Below are 22,930 nucleotides of genomic sequence, written 5' to 3' on the forward strand. Positions count from 1 at the left end.
CCGAGTCGCCACCTGTGGCACTGGCCATTGATTGAGCGAAAGTGATATCTCAGCGCCGCTGATCCGCGGGTGGTGCCGTCCCGGGAAGATCACGCTGGGTTGGCACTTGAGCGGCGGCTGCCTGGCCGATGCCGTAGGCCGAGTCGGCAGAGTTCAGGCTAGTAGCCTTCGAATCCGTCTGGTCGACGAACCAACTCCGCCCCCTCGACGCCCGGTGACCTACTACATCGCAGAAAATCAGCGGGGGTTGTCGGCGGCGCGGTCTACGATCGTTGGTCATGGTGGTATACACGAGCCAGGACCGGACGGATGCGTCGCCGAAGCGAGCCGCAGAGACGGACGCCGAGTTCTTCGGGAGGATCGCCGGTCCTTTCTGGGACCAGGTGCGGGATGTGATCAATGAGTGGTGGTCGCACCTCCCAGAGCACGCTCAGCCCGGCATCCGTAGTCGGCTGCTGGACCGGAACTCCGACAAGAACGTCTTCTCCGCGCTGTGGGAGCTGTACCTGCACGAGATGCTGCTCGGTTCCGGATGCACTGTGGAGATCGAGCCCGACATAGGCACCCGCGGCAAGAACCCCGACTTCCTGGTCACCCGCGACGGCGAGCAGTTTGTCGTCGAGGCGATCTGGACGGCCCAGCGCCTTAGCGACTCCGCGTCCCACCCCCTCCCGCCTCAATTGGCCGACGCCATTGATTGCGTGCCAAGCCCCAACTTCTTCGTGTCCTACGAGCTTGATAGAGCCGGATCGGCAACGCCGCCGCAGAAGCGGCTGAAGGCCGAGCTGACGCGGTGGCTCGCAAGCCTGGATCCCGACCAAGTCCTTGCCGAACACGAGCGCAAGGTTCCACTGCCGAAACACACCTGGCAGGACGGTGACTGGAGCGTCACGTTCCAGGCCTTCCCCCGCGATCCCGGCGCGCGAGGTAACCCAACAAGCAGGACGATTGGCATCCATCCCGTGTCGGACGGGCTCGACGACCAGCCGGGGCGGGTGCTTGACGCAGTCAGGAGGAAGGGCGGGAAGTACGGCGACGTGGCGCTTCCATTTATCGTGGCAGTTGGCCACGCGGCCTTCTTCCCTGAAGATGAGGACACCGAAACGGCGCTGTACGGAACCTCCGTTGAGTACGCCCACGCTGGGACACCGACCTTCGGCCGAAAGCGCGACGGCTACTGGACTGCAGCCTCCGCCCACGGCCATGGCCGGGTCAGCGGCGTACTCACCGTCCACAACCCAGCGCCCTGGACTTGGACGAAGAATCCACCCGTCCTCTGGCAAAGCCCAGACCCCAGCTCGCTTCCAGCCCCCATCCTCCCTAGCTGGGCAACTGCACAACTGGTCGACGTCCACGTCGCACGCCGGCCAGCGGCTTCCTCAGTCCATGCTGTTCTTGGTCTGCCGGAGTTTTGGCCTGTCGGCGAGGCCTTTCCCCGACGCAACCCCAGCAATGCAGGCGGATCTGCCGCAGCGATCCGCTCAGGCAGCGGCGCGGCCTGAGCAGCGGCTACGACACGACCACGGCCGAACGCGGACAACCGCATTGGATCATGGAGAGCACTCCTCGTCGCCCGACCACGTCAGGCGTGCTTATTGCCGACGCAGGTGAGGGTCGCCAGTTCGCGAGCCACGGCTTCCAGACCGAGGGCGTTGGCACCCTTGATCAGGATGACGTCGTCCGGTTCGAGGAGTGCATTCACGAAGGGGGCGAGGGGGCGGCCGGCGGAGGCGCGGTGAACTTTCATGCCGACCGTGCGGGGCATCTCGCCCAATGCCTCGGCGTGTTCGCCGCCGACGAGGACGAGGTGGGTGATGCCGCTCTTGGCCGCGGCCTCGCCGACGTGGTCGTGCCACGCGGGTGCTTCGTCGCCGAGTTCGGCCATCTCGCCGAGGACGGCGATGGTGCGGCGGCCGGCGGCGATGTCCTGCATGGCCTGGAGCGCGGCGAGGACGGATTCGGGGCTGGCGTTGAAGGCGTCGTTGATGACGGTGACACCGTCGGGGCGGGTCGTGACTTCCATGCGACCGCCGGACGTCAGCTCGGTGCGGGTCAGGCCCTCGACGACGCGCGTGAAGGGGACGCCTGCGGCGAGGGCGATCGTGGCGGCGGCGAGGGCGTTGGTGACGTTGTGGCGGCCGTGGACGGCGAGCTGCACCGGGGCGCGGTCGGCGCCGTGGCGGAGAATGAAGTGCGGGCGGCCGTCGTCGCCGGTGCGTACGTCTTCGGCCCGGACGTCGGCGTCGCCGGTGCCGAAGAACATGACGCGGGCCTGCGTCTGCCGCGCCATGGGGACCACCAGCGGGTCGTCGGCGTTGAGGACGGCGACGCCGTGCGGGGGCAGGCCCCGTACGATCTCGGCCTTGGCGTCGGCGGTGGCCTCGCGGCTGCCGAACTCGCCCGCGTGCGCCGACCCGATGCCGAGGACTGCGGCGATCGTCGGTGGGGCGATCTCGCACAGGGCTGCGATGTGGCCGCGTCCGCGGGCGCCCATCTCCAGGACGAGGTACTGCGTGTCCGCGGTGGCCTGAGTGACGGTGACGGGGAAGCCGATCTCGTTGTTGAACGAGCGCGGGGTGGCGACGGTCGGCCCGTCGAGCGCGAGGATGCCGCTGAGCAGGTCCTTCGTGGTGGTCTTGCCCGCCGAACCGGTGATCCCGATGACGGTGCCGGGGTAGCGGGCGGCGACCGCGCGGGCGGTGTCGGCCATCGCGGTCAACACGTCGGCGACGATCACGGCCGGGACGCCGACCGGGCGTGCCGCCAGCACGGCGACGGCGCCGTCGGCGACGGCCTGCCGCGCGTAGTCGTGGCCGTCGGCGGTGCGGCCGGGCAGGCAGGCGAAAAGGCCCCCGGCGGTGACGTTTCTGGAGTCGAAGAGCAGGGGTGCGGTCACGAGGGTGTCGGGGTCGGCGTGGTCGAGGGTGCCGCCGGTGGCAGCCGCGATGTCGGCGAGGGTCAGAGGGATCACTGTGCGCCTTCCGTCCGGTTCCCGAGCACGACTCCGCGGCCGGCGTAGAACCGTTCCAGCGTCGCCCACGACACGCGCGCATGCTGCTGCGACAGCCCGGGGAGGCCGGACGGGTTGTTGAGCTCCACCCCTTCGGCGTCGGCGTTGACGACCAGGACCAGGTGGCCGCCCTTGCTCGGGGGTTCGGCCTCGGGGGTGCGGACGCCGGGGTGGACGGAGATCATCACCAGTCGGCTGGCGGCGATCTCCTCGCGGATTTCGGCGAAGGTCAGCTCCGGAGCGACCTCCGTGTGGAAGCCCCACCGGTGGGCGACGTAGTCCGCGAAGGGCCGGTAGATCAGCCCCTTCACCTGCTCGCCGTTGCGCACGTACGCCCCCGCGGCCTCCAGCTCCCGCACGAGCGGCACGGACGGCGGCACGTCCAGGCCCCAGTGGTCCAGCGCCATCCGCAGGCACGCGACCCCGCACATGCGCCGTGCCCAGAACGCGTACTCCTCCACCGAGTCGGCGCCGGACTTCTGCCACAGCGGATCGTCGGCCGCCGACCTGGTGCCCGTGACGAACTCGGGTACCAGGTCGACGGATTCCCACTGCGAGTAGTACGGAATGAGCGGTTTTGTCGTGGAGCTTGTCATAGCTCCATAGTCTTGCCTACGGAACGTAGGACGGCTTGGTGAACGCGGTCGCGACGACGTGTCGGATCAGGTCGTCGTACGAGATGCCCGCTGCCTTCGCCATGGTGGCGAGGTTGCCGTGCGGGGACAGGCCCGGGACGGTGTTGATCTCCAGCATGGCCGTCCGCCCCGAGGGGGCCGCCATGAAGTCGACCCGGCTCAGCCCGTGCGCGCCGACCAGGTGGTGCGCACGCCGAGCGGCCACCTCCATCTGCCGGACCATGGTGCCGGGAAGGGCGGACGGGCACGTCTCACGGCGGAGGCCGGGGTCGTGCTTGGCCTCGTAGTCGTAGAACTGCCGGTCGGTCTGCACCTGGTGGACGGGCAGCGTGATCAACGTGCCGTCGATTTCCAGCAGGCCGACGCTGCACGGGTGGCCCGAGACGAGTTCCTCGACGAAGAACTCCTCGTACTCGCCCGTGCTGCACTTCTCCAGGGCGCCGAGCAGTTGCGTGTCGTCCTCGGCGACGCTCGCCTCCAGGCTGCCGCCGCCCGAGACCGGCTTGACGAACCAGGGACCGGGCAGGGTGTAGCGGATCGTGGTCGAGGCGGTGGCCACCGACCAGTCCCGCCGCACCTCGATCCATCGCGGTGTGTCGATCCGGTCGTTCGCGACGATCTTCTTGAACGTCGGCTTGTGCATTCCCACGGCGCAGGCCAGGACGCCGGCACCCGAGTACGGGATGCCGACGGTGTCCAGTAACCCCTGGACCTTCCCGTCCTCGCCGCCCAGACCGTGGGTCGCCAGCAGAGCCACGTCGATTCGGGAGGCCAGCTCGCCCCATCTGATGTCTCCGACGTCCATCAACAGGACCTGGACTCCCTGCGATTCCAGAGACTTGAAGGCCGCCTCGGCTGAGGCGACGGAGCCCGCACGTTCCGGGGACTGTCCTCCGTAGAGGACGCCGACTCTGTCTCGTTGTGCATCGAATCGGCGCTGAGCAGTCGGTGCCATATACGCTCCTAGGTGATTGGAGTGTGCTTCGATCGCGGTCCCGGCGTGGCCGCTGCCCTGCGTTCTGGCGAGAAGGAGGGGTGGTCGGCCGCGCCGGGCACCTGGGGTTTCAGCAAGGCCAGGCGTTCAGCCCGACTGGGGCCGGTGGGGCGGCGTGCGCGGGATGGGATCCGGCGTCGGCGGAGGTCCTGGCCTTCCCTTGCCGCTCACTTCTTCCGGCGCTCCTGCCGGGCAGCTTCCCGGCGCTCGGCGCGGTTGCCCTGGGGGTCCGCCTTGATCACGACCTGCTTCACCTTCGGGCTGTGCATGGCATCCCCGATGGGTGCCGCGCCGCCGCTGGAACCCTTCTTCGACATGCTGAAGTACCTCTCTGGTGGTCGGGTCGCGGCTGCCGGGCAGACAGCCGCGGTCCCCTTGCCTGGATTCGAACCAGGGACTTCCGAACGCTGCGGCACGACTCGCTTGTCCGGCGCTCTGCCGGGCTGAGCTACAAGGGGTAGATGGTCCGGCTCCGCCGGGCATGAGGGCGGAGCCGGACCGCCCCCTCCTGGCCGCAGGGACAGCCGGGAGGAGGACCCGCCCTCTTCGGTGATGTCCGGGGCGGGGTCTGCGGGGGTGTTCTGGCGACGGTCAGGGGCGGCGTCTGTGCCTGCCTCGTTGCGGGCCGTGGCTCCAGCGGACGGCCTTACCGTCCAGCCCTTCGGACATGTTGCTGCCGAGGCGGTCGTTGATGATCTGGTCCGCGAGCTGGACCATGCACGACTCGCAGGCGTACAGGTGCGCGGTGGTGCCGCCCACGGTGGCCGGCCCGACCCAGAGGACCCGCGCGGACGTCCGGCCGCACCAGAGAGCCAGCACCGTCCTGTCTGCCAACGGTTGCCGTCGTCCGTACGCGCGACGACCGAGAGCCTTTCGGGCGGGGGCGGGCCGGGGCGGAGGCCGAGGAGACTCGTCATGCTCCGACCGCCAACCCTTGGGCCTGTAAGTCCGCCTGCACAGTCAGACGCGCCCACACCAGCTTGCCTGAGGTGGGCGACGGCGGCGTGTACCCCCACTTCGCGGCGAGAGTGCTGATCAGCAGCAATCCCCGGCCGCCCTCGGCGTCCTCGGAGGCGTCGACGGGGACGGGCGGACGCGGATCGGAGTCGTAGACGCCGACGGTCAGGCCCCGCTCGGTGTACCAGAGCAGCAGGTTGCACACCTTGCCCGGCGGCGCCTCGTCCGCGGGCTCGTCGTCGGGCAGCCCATTCGAGAACTCTTCGTCCGGCAGTTCCTCCTCGGGGCCCTGGGCGTCGGGCTGTGCCGTGTGCATGATGGCGTTGGTCAGCAGCTCCGAAGCAACAAGGACGGCGTTCGCCGAGTCGTCGTCGGGCAGCCCCCACTTCGTGAGCACCGCCTTGACGTGCGCGCGCCCCTGGCGCACGGCGGACGGCGACGACGCCAGATCCAGGCGACTGTGTAACGGCGATTCACCGCTGATCATGACCACCCTCCCCATCTCGTCCGGCGGCTTCGGCGGTTGCGCTCCGTGTCCGCTCGCTTGCGGGCACGTACCAACCATCGAGCACCGGGGAAGGGCTCAGTAGTGGCATTCGTAGTGGCATCCTGGCCGTATGAGCATCGGACGGTTGATCAAAGACCTGCGGATGGCGCGAGGATGGAGCCAGGGACGGCTGGCCACTGAGATCAACCAGCAGTTCGGCACGTCGCTCACCCGGGAATACATCTCCCGGCAGTGGGAGAGCTGCAAGTCCACGCCGAGTGGTTACTACCTCCGTTGCCTGTCCGCTGTCCTCGATGTCCCGCTCTCCGTCTTAGAGGATGAAGTGAAACGAAGGACTTTCATCTCCGACGTCGCCGCCACCGCGATAGCACCGGTCGTCGCGGGCGACTTGCTGATGTCGGGCTTTTCCGCACGGCTCCAGGGCGGCCCTTCCGCCGATGCCTGGGAAGACCGGCTGACCACCTACGGCACCGACTACATGAGCATGGGCGCCGCCGACATCCAGCGGCGGGTGGCCGGCGAACTGGTCGTGATCCAGCAGCAGCTCGACCGGCCACAGCTGTGGGCCGTCGCCGCACGGCTGATGACCCTCTACGCCAAGACCTTCCCCGGCAGCGACGGCTCCAAGGCCGTCAACTGGTACCGCATGGCGGCCGAGGCCGCCGACGAATCAGGCGACACGGCGACCCGGGTGTGGGTCAGAGGCAGGGCGGCCATCGCCCTCGGGTACGAGGGCGCATCGCTCGGCATGGCCGACGTCTTCGCCGGACAGGCAATGGCCATCGGCGACGGCCAACCGTCTCTCGGGCTGCTCAACGCCGTGATGGGCAAGGCCCACGCCGCGGCGATCCGGGGCGACCGGGCCGCCGCACTCGCGCTCGCCGACGAAGGGCGGCGCATCCACGACGTCTCCGGCTCGTACACGCAGACGTCCGACTACGCCGTGCCGTGGTGGCGCATGAATGTCTTCCTCTCGCTGCTCCTCGCACGCCTGGGCGACGAGAAGGGCGCGGTCGAAGCGCAGGACGCCGCCCGCCGGGAACTCCCAGCGTCCCTTCCCCGCTTCGCCACCCACCTCGAACTCCACCGCGGGCTGATGATGGCCCGCGCTGGCGACAAGGCGGGCGGCCTGCGCTACGCCACCACGGCCATGAACGCGCTCCCGCCCGAGAAGCACAGCCTGACGCTCCGCATGCTCATGGACGAGATCCGGGCGTAATCCGTCCACCAGCGACGGGCCGAAGGTTGAGGAGGGCGGGACCGCTGCTCTGCCGCGATGGCGGAACGGATGCGGTGGGCTCGCCATGGTTTGACTCACGGCCGCGATACAGGAGTGACGTCAAAGGGGGAGGCCTTGGTTGAGATGGAGGTCGCATCCAAGGCCAGGGATCGACAATGGCGCATTGCGACAAAACCATAACGCCGTCAATCGTGCGAATAGACTACTACGCGATGCTTCCCTGTGGCTTTAGCCATCCTCAGGGCGATGAAGGTTTCACGGAGGGTGTCACCGATTCCAGCCGAAAATGTAAACCGACCTGGGCGTTGAAGGCTCGAAAGTAGATTGCCAAGCGAATCAACACAGGATTCCTCTACTCGGGCCAAAATGCTGTCACCCCCTGTTGACACGACATAAATGCCCGGGGCTTTGGTTAGCGCCTCGGCCAACTCGTCGACGGCTACGGAGACCTCCTTGGACGACGTCACGAATGCGTCGATGTCATTCGCAAGGAGATGCGCCTCGATCTTGCTCCCGATGTCGTCTCCGTCGATAATCAAATAAGGCAATTCGGCTCCAGTGTTCGGCGGCTGCCAATTATACGTACTCGATTATTTGGGTCCTCGAGATGGATGGCATTAGGGCGCCGAGCGCGAAGGCGAGCGATGTCGGGGCTGAAATGAATAGTCGCCCATCGGGACTGGAACCATTCGATGCATGCATCGACGAGAGGTGGCCTAGCCAGTAGTGCAGGATCTGCCGCAGTAGTTCATTGTATGCGCGGTGATCGTTGGGGAAATTTGAGCACTCTACTACGAGTGCTGTGCTACAGATGTCGCCAGCTGTGACCTGGTAGTGAGCGTGAACGCCCGTGCTGGCGGCCCCCCGCGCCTCATTGGCGTGACCGGCAGCATTGGGTGAGATGCAAACGATGAGTGCATGTCTGTTCGCGTTTCCAGGATTCAACGTCTCGATCTGAATTTGCACCGAATTGGGAAGCTGGTAGAAGGTATCCGATGTGCGTGGCCCCGCCGGAGTTCCGACAAGTTGAAGCGGGGGAAGTGCCCCTACTGAGCCCGAGTTTGAAACCTGATGCACCGCAATGTCCTGGAAGTCGTGAATCCTCAAAGAGGCTCCGCTGGTGCTATTGAACACCTCCCGTCCAAGGTGGTATGAATTTACGAGACCGCAGGTAAGGTAAAAGGAAATCTGGCTCGATCTTTTTGGGTTTTCCTCCCTGAGTCGAGCCTCAATTACCTTCTGTGTTAGCTGTCTTCGGTCTACTCCTGGCCCCGAATATAGATCATCTGCATTCACATAGAAAAAGCTAATGTGTCGGCCACGGGCTTCTGTCGCGTACTCGACCAGCCTTGCATCAGACCACCCGGAAGTTGGCTCTGGTTGTAGGAATACCGCGACTCCGACTCCGGAACGCCCGTGAAGGCTAATCCAGCTGACGGCGAGGACAAGAAACCCTGCAAGGGAGATGCTTACTTCAGTTGTCCTGCCGCCGGGAATCATGCTAAGAAAGTCGGGGAGCGTTGAAGCCACGATTGCAGTTCCGATAGCCGCAATCAATGCGGCTAGAATTGCCCGGTCTTCATTTACCCTTCGGTAGCTTCGCCTGATGCGGCCCACCCTCACACCTCTGCCTCAATTGCGTAGTCAGTGCCGGTGGCGGCAATCTACCGCTACCCGTGTCCGCGCACCGGTGCTGGCCCGAAGTGCTTCGGGACAGCAGCTGCTTCAGCGTCCGCGGTGCTGTCGGGGTTCAGCCGTGGGTCGGCTTACTTCGGCGGGTGGTTGACCGTTACTGCGGGGGATGTTGCCTGCGGTGTGGGAGCGGAGGCGGGCGGCTTCGGCTCGGGGGTTGGGGGCGGGGTTGCGGCTGGTGTGTTGGATGCGGCCGAGGAGGACTTGGGCGGGGAGGCGGGCGGTGTGGAGTTCGCGGCGGGCGGCTGCTTCGGTGAGGAGGGTGCGGGGTTGGTGGCCGGCGGCGTGGGCGTCGGCGAGGACGGTGGCCAGGGCGGGCCAGTTGGGGTCGGTGAGGATGCGGTCGGCGTGGTCGGGGATGGCGGTGCGGACTTCTCCGGCGAGGGTGTTGGTGATCTCCAGGGTGGGTTGGCGCTCGCTGAGGGCGGTGAGGTGGTCGGCGACTGCGTGGTCGTAGGCGGTTTGCAGGTGGGCCGCGCTGGCGCGGGCGGCTTCGGCCTGTTGGCGGTGGCCTTGGGCCTGGTGCCAGCGGGCGGCCAGCACGACGGACCAGACCAGGGTGGTGAGCAGGACGTCGAGGGCTGCGCCGTCGGGGCTGGTGGCGGCGTGGGCGATGTCGCGGGCGGCGTGCCGGAGGCCGGCGGCGGCGTGGTGGTCGGCCCGGATGCTCGATCGCTGCGCGCGGGCGAACGCGATGCCGGCGGCACGCAGTTCGGCCCGCAGCGCGGTGGGTGCGGTGTGGGCGGTGGCGTCGATGATCTCGCCGAGGGCGGTGATCTGGCCCTGCGCGACGGCCGGGCTGGCGGTGCCGGTGAGGTGGTCGTGGAGGGTGTCGAGGGCGTCGGTGGCGTGCTGCCACGGGTCGCCGGGGCGGTTGCGGCGGGCGGTCGGGTGGTCCTCGGGGGTTCCGGTGGCCAGCCGGTCCTGGAGTTTGGGCAGGGACAGGTCGGGGGCGATCTTGCTGCCGGAGATGTAGACCTGCTGTCCGTCGGCTTTCAGGTCTCCGGGGCGGCCGACGGCGTAGCCGCGCAGGTCGCCGGAGGGGTAGCGGCTGATCTTCACCTCTACTCCGTCGGCCTGGAGGTAGTCGAGCAGCTCGTCCACGCCGGCGGCGTGCGGGATGGCGGCGCGGATGCGCTGTTGGAGCCATTCGCGGCTGGTCTGCTCCCAGCCCAGGCGGTCGGCCTTGTGCATCTCGGCCTGGGTCGGGAGGCGGTCGCCGGTCCGGTCGCCGGGGGCCACCTGGTGCAGGCCCAGTTCCTTCTCGATGAGGCGGGCTTCGGCCTGGGCGCGCATGCCGCAGTTGTGGATCTTGGGGCGGCGGCCGTCTTCGCGGACAGTGGTGGCCACGATGTGGATGTGGTCGTCGGCGTGCCGCACGGCGATCCACCGGCAGGCGAGCGGGTCGCCGTCGGGGGCGATGCCCGCGACGTGGACGATGCGGCGGGCGATCTCGCCCCACTCGGCGTCGGACAGGTACCGGTCGCCGGGGGCGGTGCGGACGGGGCAGTGCCAGACGTGGTCGGTGACCTTCCTTCCGAAGCCTTCGTTGCGCAAGGCGACGGGGGCGTCGAGGACGTCGCGGAGCTGGGTGAGGGTGGCGTCCTGGTCGCGGCCGGGGTCGGGCAGGCCGAGGGGGCTGAAGGAGGCGACGACGTGCGGGTCGCGGTGCTCGTCGTGCCGGCCGGGCCCGTAGAGGTAGGCCAGCAGTCCGCGGGTGTTGCTGCCGGGGTTCTTCACCGAGGGGATCACGCGTCCTCCCGGTCGCTGGTCGCGGTGGGTTCGGTGGGCAGCAGGAGGGCGCGGGCGATGTGGGTGAGGAGGCGGTCCAGGCGCTCCAGCCGTTCGCGGATGTCCGGCTCGATCCGGTTGTCGCGGTGCAGCACGTAGACCATCTGGTTGATGTTCACGCCGATCCGGTTGATCTCGTACCGGATCTTCGCGCGGAACTCCTGCACCTCTTGCTTCTCGGTGTGCAGCGGAAGGTCGACGCTGAACGCGCCCCGGATGAACGCCAGCGCGACATCCGCCAAGTAACCCGACAGGGTCTTCCCGTAGCCGTGCCGCTCGGCGGCCGACAGCAGCTCGGCGTGCTCGGACTCGGTGAAGCCCACCGGGCCGACCCGCAGGGTTCGGCGCTTGCCGTTGAAGCGGCGGATCTTGCCCTTCGGCACCGGCTGTGTGCCGGCAGGAGTGGCGAGCTGGGGCACGTCGAGCGCGGGAACGCCCGTGTGGGTGAAGGCGGCGCTTGCCACGTGCGGCTGGGCTGTGACGGCGCTGCGCGGGCCGTCGTGGCGGTCGTCGCAGGGTGTGTCGTGGTGGGCGGCGGCAAGGACGGCACGCTGGACGGCGTCGAGTTCGTCCGGGTCGGAGCCGCTCGCGGCGCCGGCCTCCCCGCCCGGCGCGCCCTCGCGCCGGGCCTCCTCCGCCACCCCCGGGGCGGAGGACCCCAGACTCCGGCCGACAGTCGGAGACTGGGTACAACTGGCTCCGCCAGGAGCCGTGTTACCGAACGCCCGCCGCCACAGGCCGGACAGCTTACGACGCACGGCAGCGTCCTCGCCGCCCTGCTCGGCGTCCCGGCCGGTCTTCGGGTGGGGTTTCACGATGCTCTCCAGCGGGGGGTTCTCGATGTGGCGGATGACGGGATCAGGTCCTCTCGTTGCACGGGTCATGGTTCGGGCTAGGTGCGGTTTGGCCGGGCCGCGTTTGCGGTGTAAGGGGCGGTGCCCGGATGTGCGGAAGTCCGTGGCGGTGCGGACTTCCGCACATCCGGATCAGGCGTCCGAGGGGTGGGCCCGCGCGGGCTCCTGCTGCGGGGGAACTGTGGCGTGGGCTTCCTCGTGCCTGAGGTGCTGCATCAGTTCGGTGAGGCGGGCGCTGCCGCAGGGGGTGTGTGCGTCTTGCAGTGCCTGTTTGACCACGGCGATGCTGAGGCCGTGCTGGGCGACGGCCGGGCGGGCTATGGCGAGCAGCTCGTCCATGGTCGCCGCGGGTGGGCGCCCGGAGCGCTTACCCGACGTGGGCAGCTTGGCGCTCGCGGGCTCGGCCCGTGCCGGCGCCGGGGTGCGGGCGGGAATGGTCGCCCGAGGCCGGACTCGCGAGGCGGGCACTGCGCTGGTCGACGCCGGTGGCTGGTGTTCCTCCGAGGGTGGGGTGGGGGTGTGGAGGTGGCGTAGGAGGGTGGGTCCGACGGCTCCCCAGCCGAGAAGGAGTGCGGGGGCGACGGTGTCGAGGGCGGCGCGGCCGTAGTGGCGGGCGAGCAGGGGCTCGGCGGTGTTGAGGGCGACGGTGAGCAGGCCGCACAGGTGCATCAGGCGGGTGGCTGAGCGCAGGTGGGTGGGGTCGGTGCCGTGGGCGGCCAGGTGGTGGAGGGCGACGAGCAGGCCGACGACGGACAGGTCGACCATCGGCGCGATCAGCGGGGCGATCGGGCGGGGGACGCCGAGCCGGAGGGCGAGGGCCCAGACGTTGCCGAAGCTGAACACGAAGGCGAGCGCGGCGATGACCGCCATCACGACCGTGATCGTCGTACGGGCGAACGCGCCCGTGGCGACAGGGCGGGCGTCCGGCGGGGTGGAGGGCATGCGGCAGAGATTCCTTTACCGGGAGAGGGTCTTGCTGAAGATGCGTCTTGTCCGTCTCGGCCGTTGCATCGCAGGTCAGGGCGGGTACGGCATGGATGCGCGGGCTGCACGCGCCGTGCCCGCTTCCGTCTTGGGACGGTGACCCGTCTTGCCGGTAGGCCCTTTGGCCTGCGGTTATGCGGCAGGGACGGTTGGGACGGCATGAGACGGAGGTGGCTGCCGTCCCGGGGCGGCCTGCCGCCCGTACGGGGCGTGTACGGGGCGGCGGGCCGGTGTCCGTTCGGGGTGTCGTGGCGTCTTGGGCCCCGGCCGCGTCCCGGGCGGCCGTTGCTGTGGCCTGCGGGTTTACGGCAGGGACGGCTGGTACGCGACCTGGGGCGGGCGGGTCAGCGCGGGGTGCCCTCTCTCGGGGCGGTGGGGTGGACGGTGGGGCAGTAGCGTCGCCAGGCGTCGGCGAACTTGTTGCGCATGTAGCCCTTGCGCTGGGTGCCGTCGCCCATGCGGACGTTGCCGGAACAGATGCCGAACTCGCGCAGCATCCCGGCGAGGCCGCGCGGCGTCAGGCCGCTGCGGCCCCATTCGCCCCAGGGTGCTTCCGGGTCGCCGTTGAGGGCGAACAGGAGCTGGTCGGTGGCGATGCTGTCGGGATCACCGCCGGCGTGAAAGATGCGGCGGATGTCAGCGAGGATGCGCGCGCCGCTGGGCTGAACCTCCTCCGACTCAGCCTCGGACGCGACGAGGCCGGCGCACGCCTGCCGTGCCCGCCGGGGCCAGGAGCCGCCCGCGAGGTCGGCGACGATGACCAGCGGCTCCCAGGTGTCCGCAGCGCGGTCCTCGACCGGCATCTGCGGTTCGAGGTGCAGGGCCCGGTCGGTCAGGGGCTTGATCCAGCGGGCCAGTTCCGTGCGCATCGCGCGCAGGGCGGGGCTGTCGCGCTTGGTGCGGTACGGCGAGACGCGCTCGCCCTCGGCACGGCGTCGCATCCGGATCACGATGGAGCGGTCCATGATCGTGTCGGGGAGGTCGCCGATGCCTGCGATGGCTGCCATGGCGAAGGTGTGGAACCGGTGCGGGGTGTGGTCACTGCCCACCACCCGCAGCACATAGCGGTCCCGCTGGTGCCCGGCGTTGAGCAGGCCCCGCATCTCCTCGTTCTTCTCGGCCATCTTCGGGCTGCCGAAGATCGTGTCGGCCTCGTCCACGAGCAGGGTGGGCGGCTCCTCGGTGATGGACCGGAAGACCGCTGCCGGGGTGGAGTTGACGGTGAGGACGGGGCTGTGGACGGTCTCGGCGAGCACGTCCAGCAGCCGGGACTTCCCGCACCGCTTCGCAGGTCCCACCACCGCCAGGCGCGGGGCGTGCTGCCACGCGGCCTGCAGGTGGGACGCGGCGACCCACAGTGTGGTCGCGTCCAGGGCCTCGTCCGAGGGCAGGACCACGAACCGGGCGATCAGCCCCCGCAGCCGCGCCAGCAGCTCGTCGCCCTCGGTCGACGGCGCGTCGGGTATCTCCGGCGGACAGGTGGGCTCGTCCGGCGCGGGCCCCTGCGCGGGGGGAGGGGGCGGGGGTACGGCGTCGGGGTGGGATGGCCGATGGCCGCCGCCCGGCTGCGCGACGGGCGGCCAGGTGCTGGCCGACGGGATGGTGCTCGGGGCTGCGGGGCCGTGGCCGGAGGCAGTACCCTCGTTCACGGAGACTCCTTGCTCGGCGGGTCCCGGGGGGCAACCCGGTCCGCCGCTGGCTGACTGTCCTGGGATGGGCGGTGACGAGGTTTCCGTCAAGCCCCCGGTGTTGGTAGCGCCGGGGGCTTTGTGCTGCGCGGCGTCAGTCTCGACGCTCAACCTCCCTCAGGTTGGGATCCCAATGCGGGATTAGAACATTCATATCACCGCCGCGCACCACCAGTCAAGCGCTTCTGGCATTTTCAGAGCATGCGATTCCAGCATGTTGGCCGCTCAGGGCATTGTCACGATCGCATAACGAACATCTCAACCGTTTGCGGCATGGATTCTTGATGCGATACAGTTTTGGTCTACCCCGGCGCGTCGAGACCGGGCCGAAGGGAGGCCGACATGTCCAGTCCGAACGCGCACCGCTACACGCCGCTTGAGGGCGAGGCCCTGATCGCGCACAACATGAAGGTGCTGCGGAAGGCTGCTCGCCTGTCGCAGGAAGACCTGGCCGAGCGCATGACCCGGCTCGGGTTCAAGTTCCACCAGACTCAGATCGCCAAGATCGAGAACGGCACCCGCCTGCTGCGTTTCGACGAGGTCGTCGGCCTGGCCAAGGCGCTCAACGTCTCCGCTCCCCACTTCATGACCGAGGCCGTCGCCGGCCCCGACGAGCCGGACTACGAGTTGCAGGAGGCCGGCTACCGGGTCCAGCAGGCCGAGCAGGAGTTGAAGACCGCTCACGACATCGAGCAAGGTGCCAGAGCCCGGCTCGAAGAGGCCGAGCGCGAGTACGACGAGATCGCGCAGCGCCTCGCGGCCCAGGGAGTCGACGTCGGCGAGGACACCGGACCCGAGTGGTACCCCGCCCCGAACTCCCCCTGGGACCCGTTGGGCAAGGGGCCGTCCGACGGCCAGTAGGAGGTCTCCTCCCGCTGCCACGGCCCCGCTCAGCCGTCCTCCCCGCGCAGACCATTGGCCGCTTCCCCATCGGCCCGGCCTCGCCGCACACCCGCATCGGTCCTCGGCGCTACCAACGCCGAGGACCGGTACGCGGGATCGCTTCGTTCACCGCCCATCCCGCCAGTCAGCACGGCAGCGCGTTGCCCCGCGCCGCCGAGAGGAACCCCATGCCTGAAATACCCCTGCCCATCGCCTTGCTGGCGGACGCCATCGGCGTCACCCAGCAGGACCTGCTGCGCGCCCTCCACGCCAGCACGTCAGCCGCGCACGACCCCACCCTCGTCGCGCTCACCCCGGAGGAAGCCGCCCGACGCCTGAGTGTCGGCCGGACCACCCTGTTCGCGCTCATCGCCTCCGGCGAGATCCCCTCCGTGAAGATCGGCCGCTCGCGCCGTGTCCCGGCCGAGGCGCTCAACGACTACGTCGTCGCCCGTGCCCAGCTCACCCGCTCGACCGTCGCTCTCGCGGCCTGAGGGGGCGGGCATGGCAAAGTCCCGGCAGCCCAACGGCGCCTCCTCGATCTACCTCGGCAATGACGGGAGGTGGCACGGCTACGTCACCGTCGGCGTCAAGGACAACGGCAAACCCGACCGCCGCCACGTCAAGCGGAAAACGCGCGCCGAGACCACCAAGGCGGTCCGCGAACTGGAGAAGGAGCGCGACGCGGGCCGCGTCCGCAATGCCGGCCAGACCTGGACGGTCGAGTCCTGGCTGACCCACTGGGTCGAGAACATCGCGGCCCTGCACGTCTCCGAGAACACCCTCGACGGCTACCGCGTCGCCGTCTACCACCACCTCATACCCGGACTCGGCGCACACCGCCTGACCAAGCTGGAGCCCGAGCACCTGGAGCGCTTCTACAAGAAGATGCAGGACAACGGGAGTTCAGCGGGTACCGCCCACCAGGCCCACCGCACCGTCCGTGCCGCCCTCAACGAAGCCAGGCGCCGCCGCCACCTCACCGAGAACCCAGCCACCATCGCCAAGGCGCCCCGGCTGGTAGAGGAAGAGGTGGTGCCGTACACGGTTGAGGAGGTGCAGCGCCTCCTGGAGGTGGCCGGCCGCCAGCGGAACGCCGCGCGGTGGGTCATCGCCCTGGCGCTCGGCCTCCGGCAAGGCGAGGTGCTCGGCCTCAAGTGGACGGACGTCGACTTCGACCTCGGAGTGCTCGTCGTCCACCGCGGCCGGCTCCGGCCCCGCTACCAGCACGGCTGCGGCGACACGTGCGGCCGCAAGCCCGGCTACTGCCCGCAGAAGGTCAACGTCCGCCGAGAGACGAAGGAGACCAAGTCCCGCGCCGGACGGCGCCCCATCGGTGTCCCCGACGAGCTGATGAAGCTCCTCGTCCAGCACCGCGAGAAACAGGACCGGGAACGCACCATCGCCCGCGACCTGTGGGTCGAGAAGGGATACGTCTTCACCTCACCGACCGGGGAGCCCCTCAACCCCAACACCGACCACCACAGGTGGAAGGAGCTGCTGGAGGCAGCCGGACTCCGCGACGGCCGCCTGCACGACGCCCGTCACACCGCGGGCACCATCCTGCTCATCCTTGGCGTCCCCGACACCGTCGTCGACGCGATCATGGGCTGGGAACCCGGCCAGTCCGCCCGCATGCGCCGCCGCTACCAGCACCTGACCAACCGCGTGCTCACTGATACGGCCAGTAAGGTCGGTGGCCTGCTGTGGCCCTTGGCTGAGAAGCCGCCCGGCGACTGACGCGGGCCCCAGTTCGGCGATGGGTCGGCCCGTACGCATCTGGCTTCGGGTCGACCCTTTCGAACTGACGGCGTGCGCCACGGATGTCCTAGTCTTCGGCGCTCTGCGATTCGCCCTGCCCGGAGGTGAAGGGCCGACCGTCCTGATCCGCGACGACGGCCTGCGATGCAGGCTGAATCTCGACCCGCAGCATGGGCCATGCCATGGGGTCGCCTCGGCCATCGACGTAGAGCATGTGGCGCACATGTGCGCCCACGAGAAAGTCCTTCTCCGCGAGGTCGCGGATGTTGTGCTCCAGCGTTTTCTCCGCGTCCCGGTTCTCCCGCACGCTGTGGAGCTCCGGGGCGATGTCCAGGTAGTCCCGGAGGAGGTCCAAGAACTCAACGATCAGCGACTCGTCATCGTCAGGGAGGCCGTCGGGCATGGCGTACTCGAACGTCACGCTCGTCTTGATCATGTTCCACAGGGGGTTGCCACGAGTGATCAGTGCCAGCACCCGAGGCTGTGGGAAGGCTGGATCGGGGATGAGTCTCGGGCCGCCTGCAGCCTCTTCGTCCAACGAGCGACGGACCCAAGCAGCGTGCTGCTCCTTGATCTCTCTGAGTCGCTCGACCGTGAAGTGGTTCGGCTGGTCATCGATCTGCTTGTGGTGCTTGCTGCACAACAGCAGCAGATTCGTATGGCTGTTCCTGGAGTCGTCGTCTAGGTTCGCCGCCCGTGGACCGCCCTGGGAACGGGCCACGATGTGTGCTTCCTCACCGAAAACGGACGGATCGTCGCAGTCTGTTCCTGGGGTGATCACTTCGCCGCGGCAGATTGCACATCTCCCACCGGCTTCAGCCCACACGATCTTGCGCGTTTTCTCGGAGACCCCCATGCGTGGCACCTTGCCAGAGCGCCCGGGTCGACGCAGGAGAACCGGACCGGTCCCCCTGCGCGAAGGGGCTCGTCGAAACTGCCTGAGCGCGGGCAACTGCAACCCAAACTGCAACCCTCGACGTCGAAGGGCCCCACCGCGAGCGGTGGGGCCCTTCGACGTCGTGCCCGGTGAGGCACTGGCGGAGGATACGAGATTCGAACTCGTGAGGGGTTGCCCCCAACACGCTTTCCAAGCGTGCGCCCTAGGCCTCTAGGCGAATCCTCCGTGGGGAACAGTACAAGACGGAGGGGGGTGGGAGCGAACTCGTTCGGGGGTGGGGGGATCGGGTAGGGTGGGCGTAGCCCCTCACGTGGCGCTATCTCGCTGAACTCCCCCAGGGCCGGAAGGCAGCAAGGGTAGGTGGGCTCTGGCGGGTGCGTGGGGGGTCTTTGTGTGGGTGGGGACGGTTGTCGGTGGGCGCGGCTAGGCTCGTGGTGTGTCGCTCGCCCTGTATCGCCGCTATCGCCCCGAGACCTACGCCGAGGTCATCGGGCAGGAGCATGTCACCGACCCGTTGCAGCAGGCCCTGCGGAACAACCGGGTCAATCATGCGTACCTGTTCAGCGGGCCGCGCGGGTGCGGGAAGACGACCAGTGCGCGGATCCTCGCGCGGTGTCTGAACTGTGAGCAGGGGCCGACGCCCACGCCCTGCGGGGAGTGCCGGTCGTGCCGGGACCTGGCCAGGAACGGGCCGGGGTCGATCGACGTCATCGAGATCGACGCCGCCTCGCACGGTGGTGTCGACGATGCCCGTGACCTGCGGGAAAAGGCGTTCTTCGGGCCCGCGGGCAGCCGGTACAAGATCTACATCATCGACGAAGCCCATATGGTCACCTCGGCCGGCTTCAACGCGCTGCTCAAGGTCGTCGAGGAGCCTCCGGAGCATCTGAAGTTCATCTTCGCCACCACCGAGCCCGAGAAGGTCATCGGGACGATCCGGTCGCGGACGCACCACTACCCCTTCCGGCTCGTGCCGCCCGGGACGCTGCGGGACCACCTCGCCGAGGTCTGCCGGCAGGAGGACATCCCCGTCGAGGACGGAGTCTTCCCGCTGGTCGTACGGGCCGGGGCCGGGTCCGTACGCGACTCGATGTCGGTCATGGACCAGCTGCTCGCCGGGGCCGGGGCGGACGGTGTGACGTATGCCATGGCCACCGCGCTGCTCGGGTACACCGACGGGGCGCTGCTCGACGATGTCGTCGACGGCTTCGCCGCCGGGGACGGGGCCGCGGTCTTCCAGGTCGTCGACCGGGTCATCGAGGGCGGGCACGACCCGCGGCGCTTCGTCGCCGACCTGCTGGAGCGGCTGCGCGACCTGGTCATCCTCGCCGCTGTGCCGGACGCCGCCGAGAAGGGGCTCATCGACGCCCCGCGGGACGTCCTGGAGCGTATGCAGGCGCAGGCCTCGGTCTTCGGCGCCGCCGAGCTGAGCCGCGCCGCCGACCTGGTCAACGCCGGGCTGACGGAGATGCGCGGGGCGACCTCGCCGCGGTTGCAGCTGGAACTCATCTGCGCGCGCGTGCTGCTGCCCGCCGCCTACGGCGACGAGCGGTCCGTCCAGGCACGCCTGGAGCGGCTGGAGCGGGGCGGCGCCTTCACCGGCGGGGCCGGTGGTGGTGGCTATCCGGCTGCCGCAGCGCCTCCGCCGGTCGCCCCGCCTGCCCCTGCGGCCCCTCCCGCGCCCGTCGCGCAGCCCGCGCCCGCCGTCCCTCCCGTGCCCGCGGCCCCGCCGCCGGTCGCCCCGCCGCCCGCCGCCCCGCCGGCCTCCGCGCCCGCGCCCGTGCCCCCCGCCGACGCTCCCGCCCGGCGTGGGGCCTGGCCCACCGCCGCGGCGCCCGCGGCCGCGCCGGCCGCCGCTGCCGCGTCCGCGGGGGCCGCTCCGCAGGGCGGCGGCTCCGCGGGGGTCGGGGATCCCTCGCGGGTACGGCAGATGTGGCCGCAGATCCTGGAGGCCGTCAAGAGCAGGCGCCGCCTCACGTGGATGCTGCTCTTCAACAACGCCCAGGTCTCCGGTTTCGACGGCGAGACGCTGCAGATCGGCTTCGACAACCCCGGGGCCCGCAACAGCTTCGCCAACAACGGCAGCGAGGACGTCCTCAAGCAGGCCATCAGCGACGCCCTGGGTGTGCAGTGGCGGATCGAGGCCATCGTCGACCCCTCGGGCGGCGGCTCCGGCCCCGGTCCCGGCCCCGCGGGCGGCTTCGGCGGCGGTGGCGGCAGCGCCCCCGGCGGCTTCGGCGGCGGCGGTGCTCCCGGCGCCCCCCGCCCGTCCGCGCCCCCGCAGGCCCCCCAGGCACCGCCCCCGCCCGCGAGCCCCGACGCGTACGGCTCGGCCCAGGCCCCCGCCCGTACCGCCCCGGCGGCCACCGCGCCCGGCGGGCAGACCGCGCCCGGCGGTCCGGGCGGCGTCGCCGTGGCCGGTCGGGGGACGGCGGTGGCCGCACCGCCCGCGCCCCGTCCCGCCCCGTCCGGGCCCGGGGACGTACCGCCCGGTCAGGCGTCCGGCGGGCAGCGGCCGCGGCTCATGACGGACGAGGTGCCGCCCCCGATCGAGGACGACATCCCCGAGGACGACGACCCCGACCTCGTCGATTCGGCACTCAGCGGTCACGATCTGTTCATCCGCGAGCTCGGGGCGACCGTGATCGAGGAGATCCGGCACGACTGACGGCCCGCGCGGCCCCGGCGCTCGTCCCCGCAGACCGGGACTGACCTGCCCCGCAGCGGGCAGACGGCCCTGCGGATACGCCGCAGGGTCACCGCACCCGCTACTCCCGTCGGAGTCCGCGGGCGGCGCGATCCTCCGTACGGCGTAGGGCGCGGCAGGGGGCGAGCACGTAGGCTCGGCGTGTCACGGACGGCAGGGTGCGAGACGATCGAAAGACGGACCGGGACCGGTATGAAATATCCGGTGCCGGACCGATCCGGGACGAGAACCCGGTACGAAGAAGCGGTACGAACAAGCGGTACGAACAAGCGGTACGAAGAAACGGTACGACAGCCGGGGGCGACCCCGGACCGAAGGACGAAGCCCGTCCGGCGGACGATGCGAGGCAGGAGCGAACCATGATTCCCGGTGGTCAGCCGAACATGCAGGCGCTGCTCCAGCAGGCGCAGAAGATGCAGCAGGACCTGGCCGCGGCCCAGCAGGAGCTGGCCAGGACCGAGGTCGAGGGCACGGCGGGCGGCGGGCTGGTCACGGCGACCGTGTCCGGCGCGGGCGAACTGCGCGCGCTGGTGATCGACCCCAAGGCCGTCGATCCGGAGGACACCGAGACGCTGGCGGACCTCGTGGTCGCCGCCGTGCACAACGCGACGGAGGCGGCACAGGAAGTGCAGCAGCGCAAGCTGGGCCCGCTCGCACAGGGTCTCGGCGGCGGACTGCCCGGACTCTTCTGATCATCGGGCCGTCGGCCCCGCCCGCCCCGGTCCGGCGACCGGACGGCAGGCGGCCGAAGCCCCCACCCCCCTCCTCCCCGAAAGGCGACCCGGCGTGTACGAAGGCGTGGTCCAGGACCTGATCGACGAACTGGGCAGGCTGCCCGGCGTGGGTCCCAAGAGCGCGCAGCGGATCGCCTTCCACATCCTGCAGGCCGATCCCGCCGACGTGCGGCGGCTGGCGCACGCGCTGGCGGAGGTCAAGGCGAAGGTGCGCTTCTGCCAGGTGTGCGGGAACGTCGCGCAGGACGAGCTGTGCCGGGTGTGCCGGGACCCGCGCCGCGACCCGTCGGTGATCTGCGTCGTCGAGGAGCCCAAGGACGTGGTCGCGATCGAGCGGACCCGCGAGTTCCGCGGGAGGTACCACGTGCTGGGCGGGGCGATCAGCCCCATCGACGGGGTCGGGCCGGACGATCTGCGGATCGCGGAGCTGCTGCGCCGGCTCGCCGACGACTCGGTCACCGAGCTGATCCTGGCGACCGACCCCAATCTGGAGGGCGAGGCGACAGCGACGTACCTAGCCCGGACGGTCAAACCGATGGGTTTGCGTGTGACGCGCCTGGCCAGCGGCCTGCCGGTGGGCGGCGACTTGGAGTACGCGGACGAGGTCACGCTGGGGCGGGCCTTCGAAGGGAGGCGGTTGCTCGATGTCTGAGACCGTGGTGAACAGGAGCAAGGAGAGTCCCACCGGCGCGGTGGCGGCGGGCGGCGCCCCGGGCGGCGCCGACCCCGTGGTGGAGCTGCCGCGCGAGCAGGAGCCGGACGAGTACGCCGTCCAGATCGCGGACCAGGTCGAGAGCTTCATCCTCTCGGTCCGCGAGGTCGCCAAGGGCGACGACCCGGACAGCGCGGTGCCGTACCTGCTGCTGGAGGTCTCGCAGCTGCTGCTGGCGGGCGGGCGGCTCGGGGCGCACGAGGACTTCGTGCCGGACGAGCGCTACGAGCCCGACGCCGGGCCCGAGCCCGACGAGGACGACCTGCGGCAGCGGCTCGCGACGCTGCTGGAGCCGATCGACGTCTACTCCGAGGTCTTCGACCCGTACGTGCCCCGGTCCACGCCGGTGGCCTGCCGGATCTCGGACGACATGGCCGACGTGGTGGCCGATCTCACGCACGGCCTCACGCACTTCCGGGCCGGGCGGGTGTCGGAGGCGCTGTGGTGGTGGCAGTTCTCGTACCTGTCCAACTGGGGTTCGACGGCGAGCGCGAGCCTGCGGGCGCTGCAGTCGCTGGTGGCGCACGTACGGCTGGACAGCCCGCTGGACGAGCTGGACGGACTGGACACGGGCGGCGAGGCGGACGACGAGGAGGAGCTGGCGGAGGAGGCCGGCCGCGTCATGGAGGCCGAGCTGGGGACGATGGGGCTGCGACCGGCGCGGTGAGGGCCCGCGGCCGCTGGACGGTTGAGCGCTGAGGGGGAGCGCTGGGGGAGCGCTGGGGGCAATGCTGGGGGAGCGCCGAGGGGCACGGGTGGCCGGTGACGGGCCGGCGTGATCGAGTGATCATCCTCTGGGCGTCACATCTCACCATGCGATACGTTCCGGGCGAATCGTGCCTGCTCGTTAAACTGGGCCGACCGCATTCACATCCCTGAGCGA

At 69.7% G+C, this 22,930-nt stretch carries 21 protein-coding genes, 2 tRNA genes and 1 other RNA gene; 10 read left to right on the forward strand and 14 right to left on the reverse strand.

Annotation, left to right across the window (positions count from 1 at the left end; genetic code table 11):
* Window positions 1-278: 278 nt before the first annotated feature.
* A complete protein-coding gene (locus ACH4PY_RS03590; protein ID WP_398175450.1) occupies window positions 279-1,502 on the forward strand; it encodes a hypothetical protein in 1,224 nt (407 codons plus the stop codon).
* 80 nt (window positions 1,503-1,582) lie between these two features.
* On the opposite strand, the gene murF is transcribed toward ACH4PY_RS03590, so the two are convergent.
* The 7 genes from murF to ACH4PY_RS03625 form a co-directional block, all read right to left on the reverse strand.
* A complete protein-coding gene (gene murF / locus ACH4PY_RS03595; RefSeq protein ID WP_398175452.1) occupies window positions 1,583-2,971 on the reverse strand; it encodes a UDP-N-acetylmuramoyl-tripeptide--D-alanyl-D-alanine ligase in 1,389 nt (462 codons plus the stop codon).
* Window positions 2,968-3,606: a C39 family peptidase gene (locus ACH4PY_RS03600; protein ID WP_398175454.1), complete on the reverse strand. Its 639-nt coding sequence runs from the start codon at window positions 3,604-3,606 to the stop codon at window positions 2,968-2,970. Before ACH4PY_RS03600 ends, murF begins: the two co-directional genes overlap by 4 nt.
* Window positions 3,607-3,622: 16 nt before the next feature.
* Window positions 3,623-4,450 carry a D-alanine--D-alanine ligase gene (locus ACH4PY_RS03605; protein ID WP_398175456.1) on the reverse strand — a complete coding sequence of 276 codons (828 nt, stop codon included), beginning with the start codon at window positions 4,448-4,450 and terminating at the stop codon, window positions 3,623-3,625.
* 356 nt (window positions 4,451-4,806) lie between these two features.
* Complete coding sequence (locus ACH4PY_RS03610; protein WP_398175458.1) at window positions 4,807-4,956, reverse strand: hypothetical protein; 150 nt, start codon at window positions 4,954-4,956, stop codon at window positions 4,807-4,809.
* A gap of 53 nt (window positions 4,957-5,009) precedes the next feature.
* Window positions 5,010-5,097 (reverse strand) — tRNA-Ala (locus tag ACH4PY_RS03615).
* A gap of 133 nt (window positions 5,098-5,230) precedes the next feature.
* The gene (locus tag ACH4PY_RS03620; RefSeq protein ID WP_398175460.1) at window positions 5,231-5,473 is read right to left on the reverse strand and encodes a hypothetical protein; all 243 of its coding nucleotides are present in this window, start codon (window positions 5,471-5,473) and stop codon (window positions 5,231-5,233) included.
* Between the two features lie 79 nt (window positions 5,474-5,552).
* On the reverse strand, window positions 5,553-6,083 hold the full coding sequence (locus ACH4PY_RS03625; protein ID WP_398175462.1) for an ATP-binding protein: 531 nt from the start codon (window positions 6,081-6,083) through the stop codon (window positions 5,553-5,555).
* Window positions 6,084-6,213: 130 nt separating this feature from the next.
* On the opposite strand from ACH4PY_RS03625, the gene ACH4PY_RS03630 reads away from it, so the two are divergent.
* Complete coding sequence (locus tag ACH4PY_RS03630; protein ID WP_398175464.1) at window positions 6,214-7,323, forward strand: helix-turn-helix domain-containing protein; 1,110 nt, start codon at window positions 6,214-6,216, stop codon at window positions 7,321-7,323.
* A 206-nt stretch (window positions 7,324-7,529) separates the two neighbouring features.
* Here ACH4PY_RS03630 and ACH4PY_RS03635 read toward each other — a convergent pair whose 3' ends face one another.
* From ACH4PY_RS03635 to ACH4PY_RS03655, 5 genes are all read right to left on the reverse strand, one after another.
* Window positions 7,530-7,892: a mCpol domain-containing protein gene (locus tag ACH4PY_RS03635; protein WP_398175466.1), complete on the reverse strand. Its 363-nt coding sequence runs from the start codon at window positions 7,890-7,892 to the stop codon at window positions 7,530-7,532.
* Between the two features lie 1,177 nt (window positions 7,893-9,069).
* Entirely contained in the window at window positions 9,070-10,788 is a 1,719-nt protein-coding gene (locus tag ACH4PY_RS03640; RefSeq protein ID WP_398175468.1) for a relaxase/mobilization nuclease domain-containing protein, read from the reverse strand.
* The gene (locus ACH4PY_RS03645; protein WP_398175470.1) at window positions 10,785-11,468 is read right to left on the reverse strand and encodes a plasmid mobilization relaxosome protein MobC; all 684 of its coding nucleotides are present in this window, start codon (window positions 11,466-11,468) and stop codon (window positions 10,785-10,787) included. Before ACH4PY_RS03645 ends, ACH4PY_RS03640 begins: the two co-directional genes overlap by 4 nt.
* 345 nt (window positions 11,469-11,813) lie before the next feature.
* On the reverse strand, window positions 11,814-12,623 hold the full coding sequence (locus ACH4PY_RS03650) for a DUF2637 domain-containing protein (RefSeq protein ID WP_398175472.1): 810 nt from the start codon (window positions 12,621-12,623) through the stop codon (window positions 11,814-11,816).
* 386 nt (window positions 12,624-13,009) lie between these two features.
* On the reverse strand, window positions 13,010-14,314 hold the full coding sequence (locus ACH4PY_RS03655) for a DUF3631 domain-containing protein (RefSeq protein ID WP_398175474.1): 1,305 nt from the start codon (window positions 14,312-14,314) through the stop codon (window positions 13,010-13,012).
* Window positions 14,315-14,695: 381 nt separating this feature from the next.
* Between ACH4PY_RS03655 and ACH4PY_RS03660 the strand changes: the two genes are divergently transcribed.
* From ACH4PY_RS03660 to ACH4PY_RS03670, 3 genes are all read left to right on the forward strand, one after another.
* Entirely contained in the window at window positions 14,696-15,214 is a 519-nt protein-coding gene (locus ACH4PY_RS03660) for a helix-turn-helix domain-containing protein (RefSeq protein ID WP_398175476.1), read from the forward strand.
* Window positions 15,215-15,423: 209 nt separating this feature from the next.
* Entirely contained in the window at window positions 15,424-15,729 is a 306-nt protein-coding gene (locus ACH4PY_RS03665) for a helix-turn-helix domain-containing protein (RefSeq protein WP_398175478.1), read from the forward strand.
* 10 nt (window positions 15,730-15,739) lie between these two features.
* Window positions 15,740-16,975, forward strand: coding sequence for a tyrosine-type recombinase/integrase (locus ACH4PY_RS03670; protein ID WP_398175480.1), 1,236 nt, complete (start codon window positions 15,740-15,742; stop codon window positions 16,973-16,975).
* Window positions 16,976-17,063: 88 nt separating this feature from the next.
* Here ACH4PY_RS03670 and ACH4PY_RS03675 read toward each other — a convergent pair whose 3' ends face one another.
* Both ACH4PY_RS03675 and ACH4PY_RS03680 read right to left on the reverse strand, forming a co-directional pair.
* Window positions 17,064-17,852 (reverse strand): HNH endonuclease, encoded by a 789-nt coding sequence (locus tag ACH4PY_RS03675; RefSeq protein ID WP_398175482.1) that lies wholly within the window; start codon window positions 17,850-17,852, stop codon window positions 17,064-17,066.
* A gap of 179 nt (window positions 17,853-18,031) precedes the next feature.
* Window positions 18,032-18,119: transfer RNA gene (locus tag ACH4PY_RS03680), tRNA-Ser, on the reverse strand.
* Between the two features lie 72 nt (window positions 18,120-18,191).
* Here ACH4PY_RS03680 and ffs point away from each other — a divergent pair.
* The 5 genes from ffs (at window position 18,192) to ACH4PY_RS03705 (ending at window position 22,714) form a co-directional block, all read left to right on the forward strand.
* An RNA gene (gene ffs / locus ACH4PY_RS03685) (signal recognition particle sRNA small type) lies at window positions 18,192-18,288 on the forward strand.
* 42 nt (window positions 18,289-18,330) lie between these two features.
* A complete protein-coding gene (locus tag ACH4PY_RS03690; protein ID WP_398175484.1) occupies window positions 18,331-20,562 on the forward strand; it encodes a DNA polymerase III subunit gamma and tau in 2,232 nt (743 codons plus the stop codon).
* Between the two features lie 398 nt (window positions 20,563-20,960).
* On the forward strand, window positions 20,961-21,293 hold the full coding sequence (locus ACH4PY_RS03695) for a YbaB/EbfC family nucleoid-associated protein (RefSeq protein WP_078861873.1): 333 nt from the start codon (window positions 20,961-20,963) through the stop codon (window positions 21,291-21,293).
* A 94-nt stretch (window positions 21,294-21,387) separates the two neighbouring features.
* The gene (recR, locus tag ACH4PY_RS03700) at window positions 21,388-21,987 is read left to right on the forward strand and encodes a recombination mediator RecR (RefSeq protein ID WP_398175486.1); all 600 of its coding nucleotides are present in this window, start codon (window positions 21,388-21,390) and stop codon (window positions 21,985-21,987) included.
* Window positions 21,980-22,714: a DUF5063 domain-containing protein gene (locus ACH4PY_RS03705; RefSeq protein ID WP_398175488.1), complete on the forward strand. Its 735-nt coding sequence runs from the start codon at window positions 21,980-21,982 to the stop codon at window positions 22,712-22,714. Before recR ends, ACH4PY_RS03705 begins: the two co-directional genes overlap by 8 nt.
* The last annotated feature ends 216 nt before the right edge of the window (window positions 22,715-22,930 follow it).

The organism is Streptomyces sp. NPDC021224 (assembly GCF_044332905.1).
Classification (GTDB): Bacteria; Actinomycetota; Actinomycetes; order Streptomycetales; family Streptomycetaceae; genus Actinacidiphila.

Excerpts from the sequence above, each read along its gene's own strand:
- ACH4PY_RS03625 (WP_398175462.1), bottom strand. The coding sequence starts at position 6,083 with ATGATCAGCGGTGAATCGCCGTTACACAGTCGCCTGGATCTGGCGTCG.
- ACH4PY_RS03590 (WP_398175450.1), top strand. The coding sequence starts at position 279 with ATGGTGGTATACACGAGCCAGGACCGGACGGATGCGTCGCCGAAGCGA.
- ACH4PY_RS03650 (WP_398175472.1), bottom strand. The coding sequence starts at position 12,623 with ATGCCCTCCACCCCGCCGGACGCCCGCCCTGTCGCCACGGGCGCGTTC.
- ACH4PY_RS03610 (WP_398175458.1), bottom strand. The coding sequence starts at position 4,956 with ATGTCGAAGAAGGGTTCCAGCGGCGGCGCGGCACCCATCGGGGATGCC.
- ACH4PY_RS03705 (WP_398175488.1), top strand. The coding sequence starts at position 21,980 with ATGTCTGAGACCGTGGTGAACAGGAGCAAGGAGAGTCCCACCGGCGCG.
- ACH4PY_RS03605 (WP_398175456.1), bottom strand. The coding sequence starts at position 4,450 with ATGGACGTCGGAGACATCAGATGGGGCGAGCTGGCCTCCCGAATCGAC.
- ACH4PY_RS03660 (WP_398175476.1), top strand. The coding sequence starts at position 14,696 with ATGTCCAGTCCGAACGCGCACCGCTACACGCCGCTTGAGGGCGAGGCC.
- ACH4PY_RS03670 (WP_398175480.1), top strand. The coding sequence starts at position 15,740 with ATGGCAAAGTCCCGGCAGCCCAACGGCGCCTCCTCGATCTACCTCGGC.
- ACH4PY_RS03600 (WP_398175454.1), bottom strand. The coding sequence starts at position 3,606 with ATGACAAGCTCCACGACAAAACCGCTCATTCCGTACTACTCGCAGTGG.
- ACH4PY_RS03630 (WP_398175464.1), top strand. The coding sequence starts at position 6,214 with ATGAGCATCGGACGGTTGATCAAAGACCTGCGGATGGCGCGAGGATGG.
- ACH4PY_RS03675 (WP_398175482.1), bottom strand. The coding sequence starts at position 17,852 with ATGGGGGTCTCCGAGAAAACGCGCAAGATCGTGTGGGCTGAAGCCGGT.
- ACH4PY_RS03665 (WP_398175478.1), top strand. The coding sequence starts at position 15,424 with ATGCCTGAAATACCCCTGCCCATCGCCTTGCTGGCGGACGCCATCGGC.
- ACH4PY_RS03695 (WP_078861873.1), top strand. The coding sequence starts at position 20,961 with ATGATTCCCGGTGGTCAGCCGAACATGCAGGCGCTGCTCCAGCAGGCG.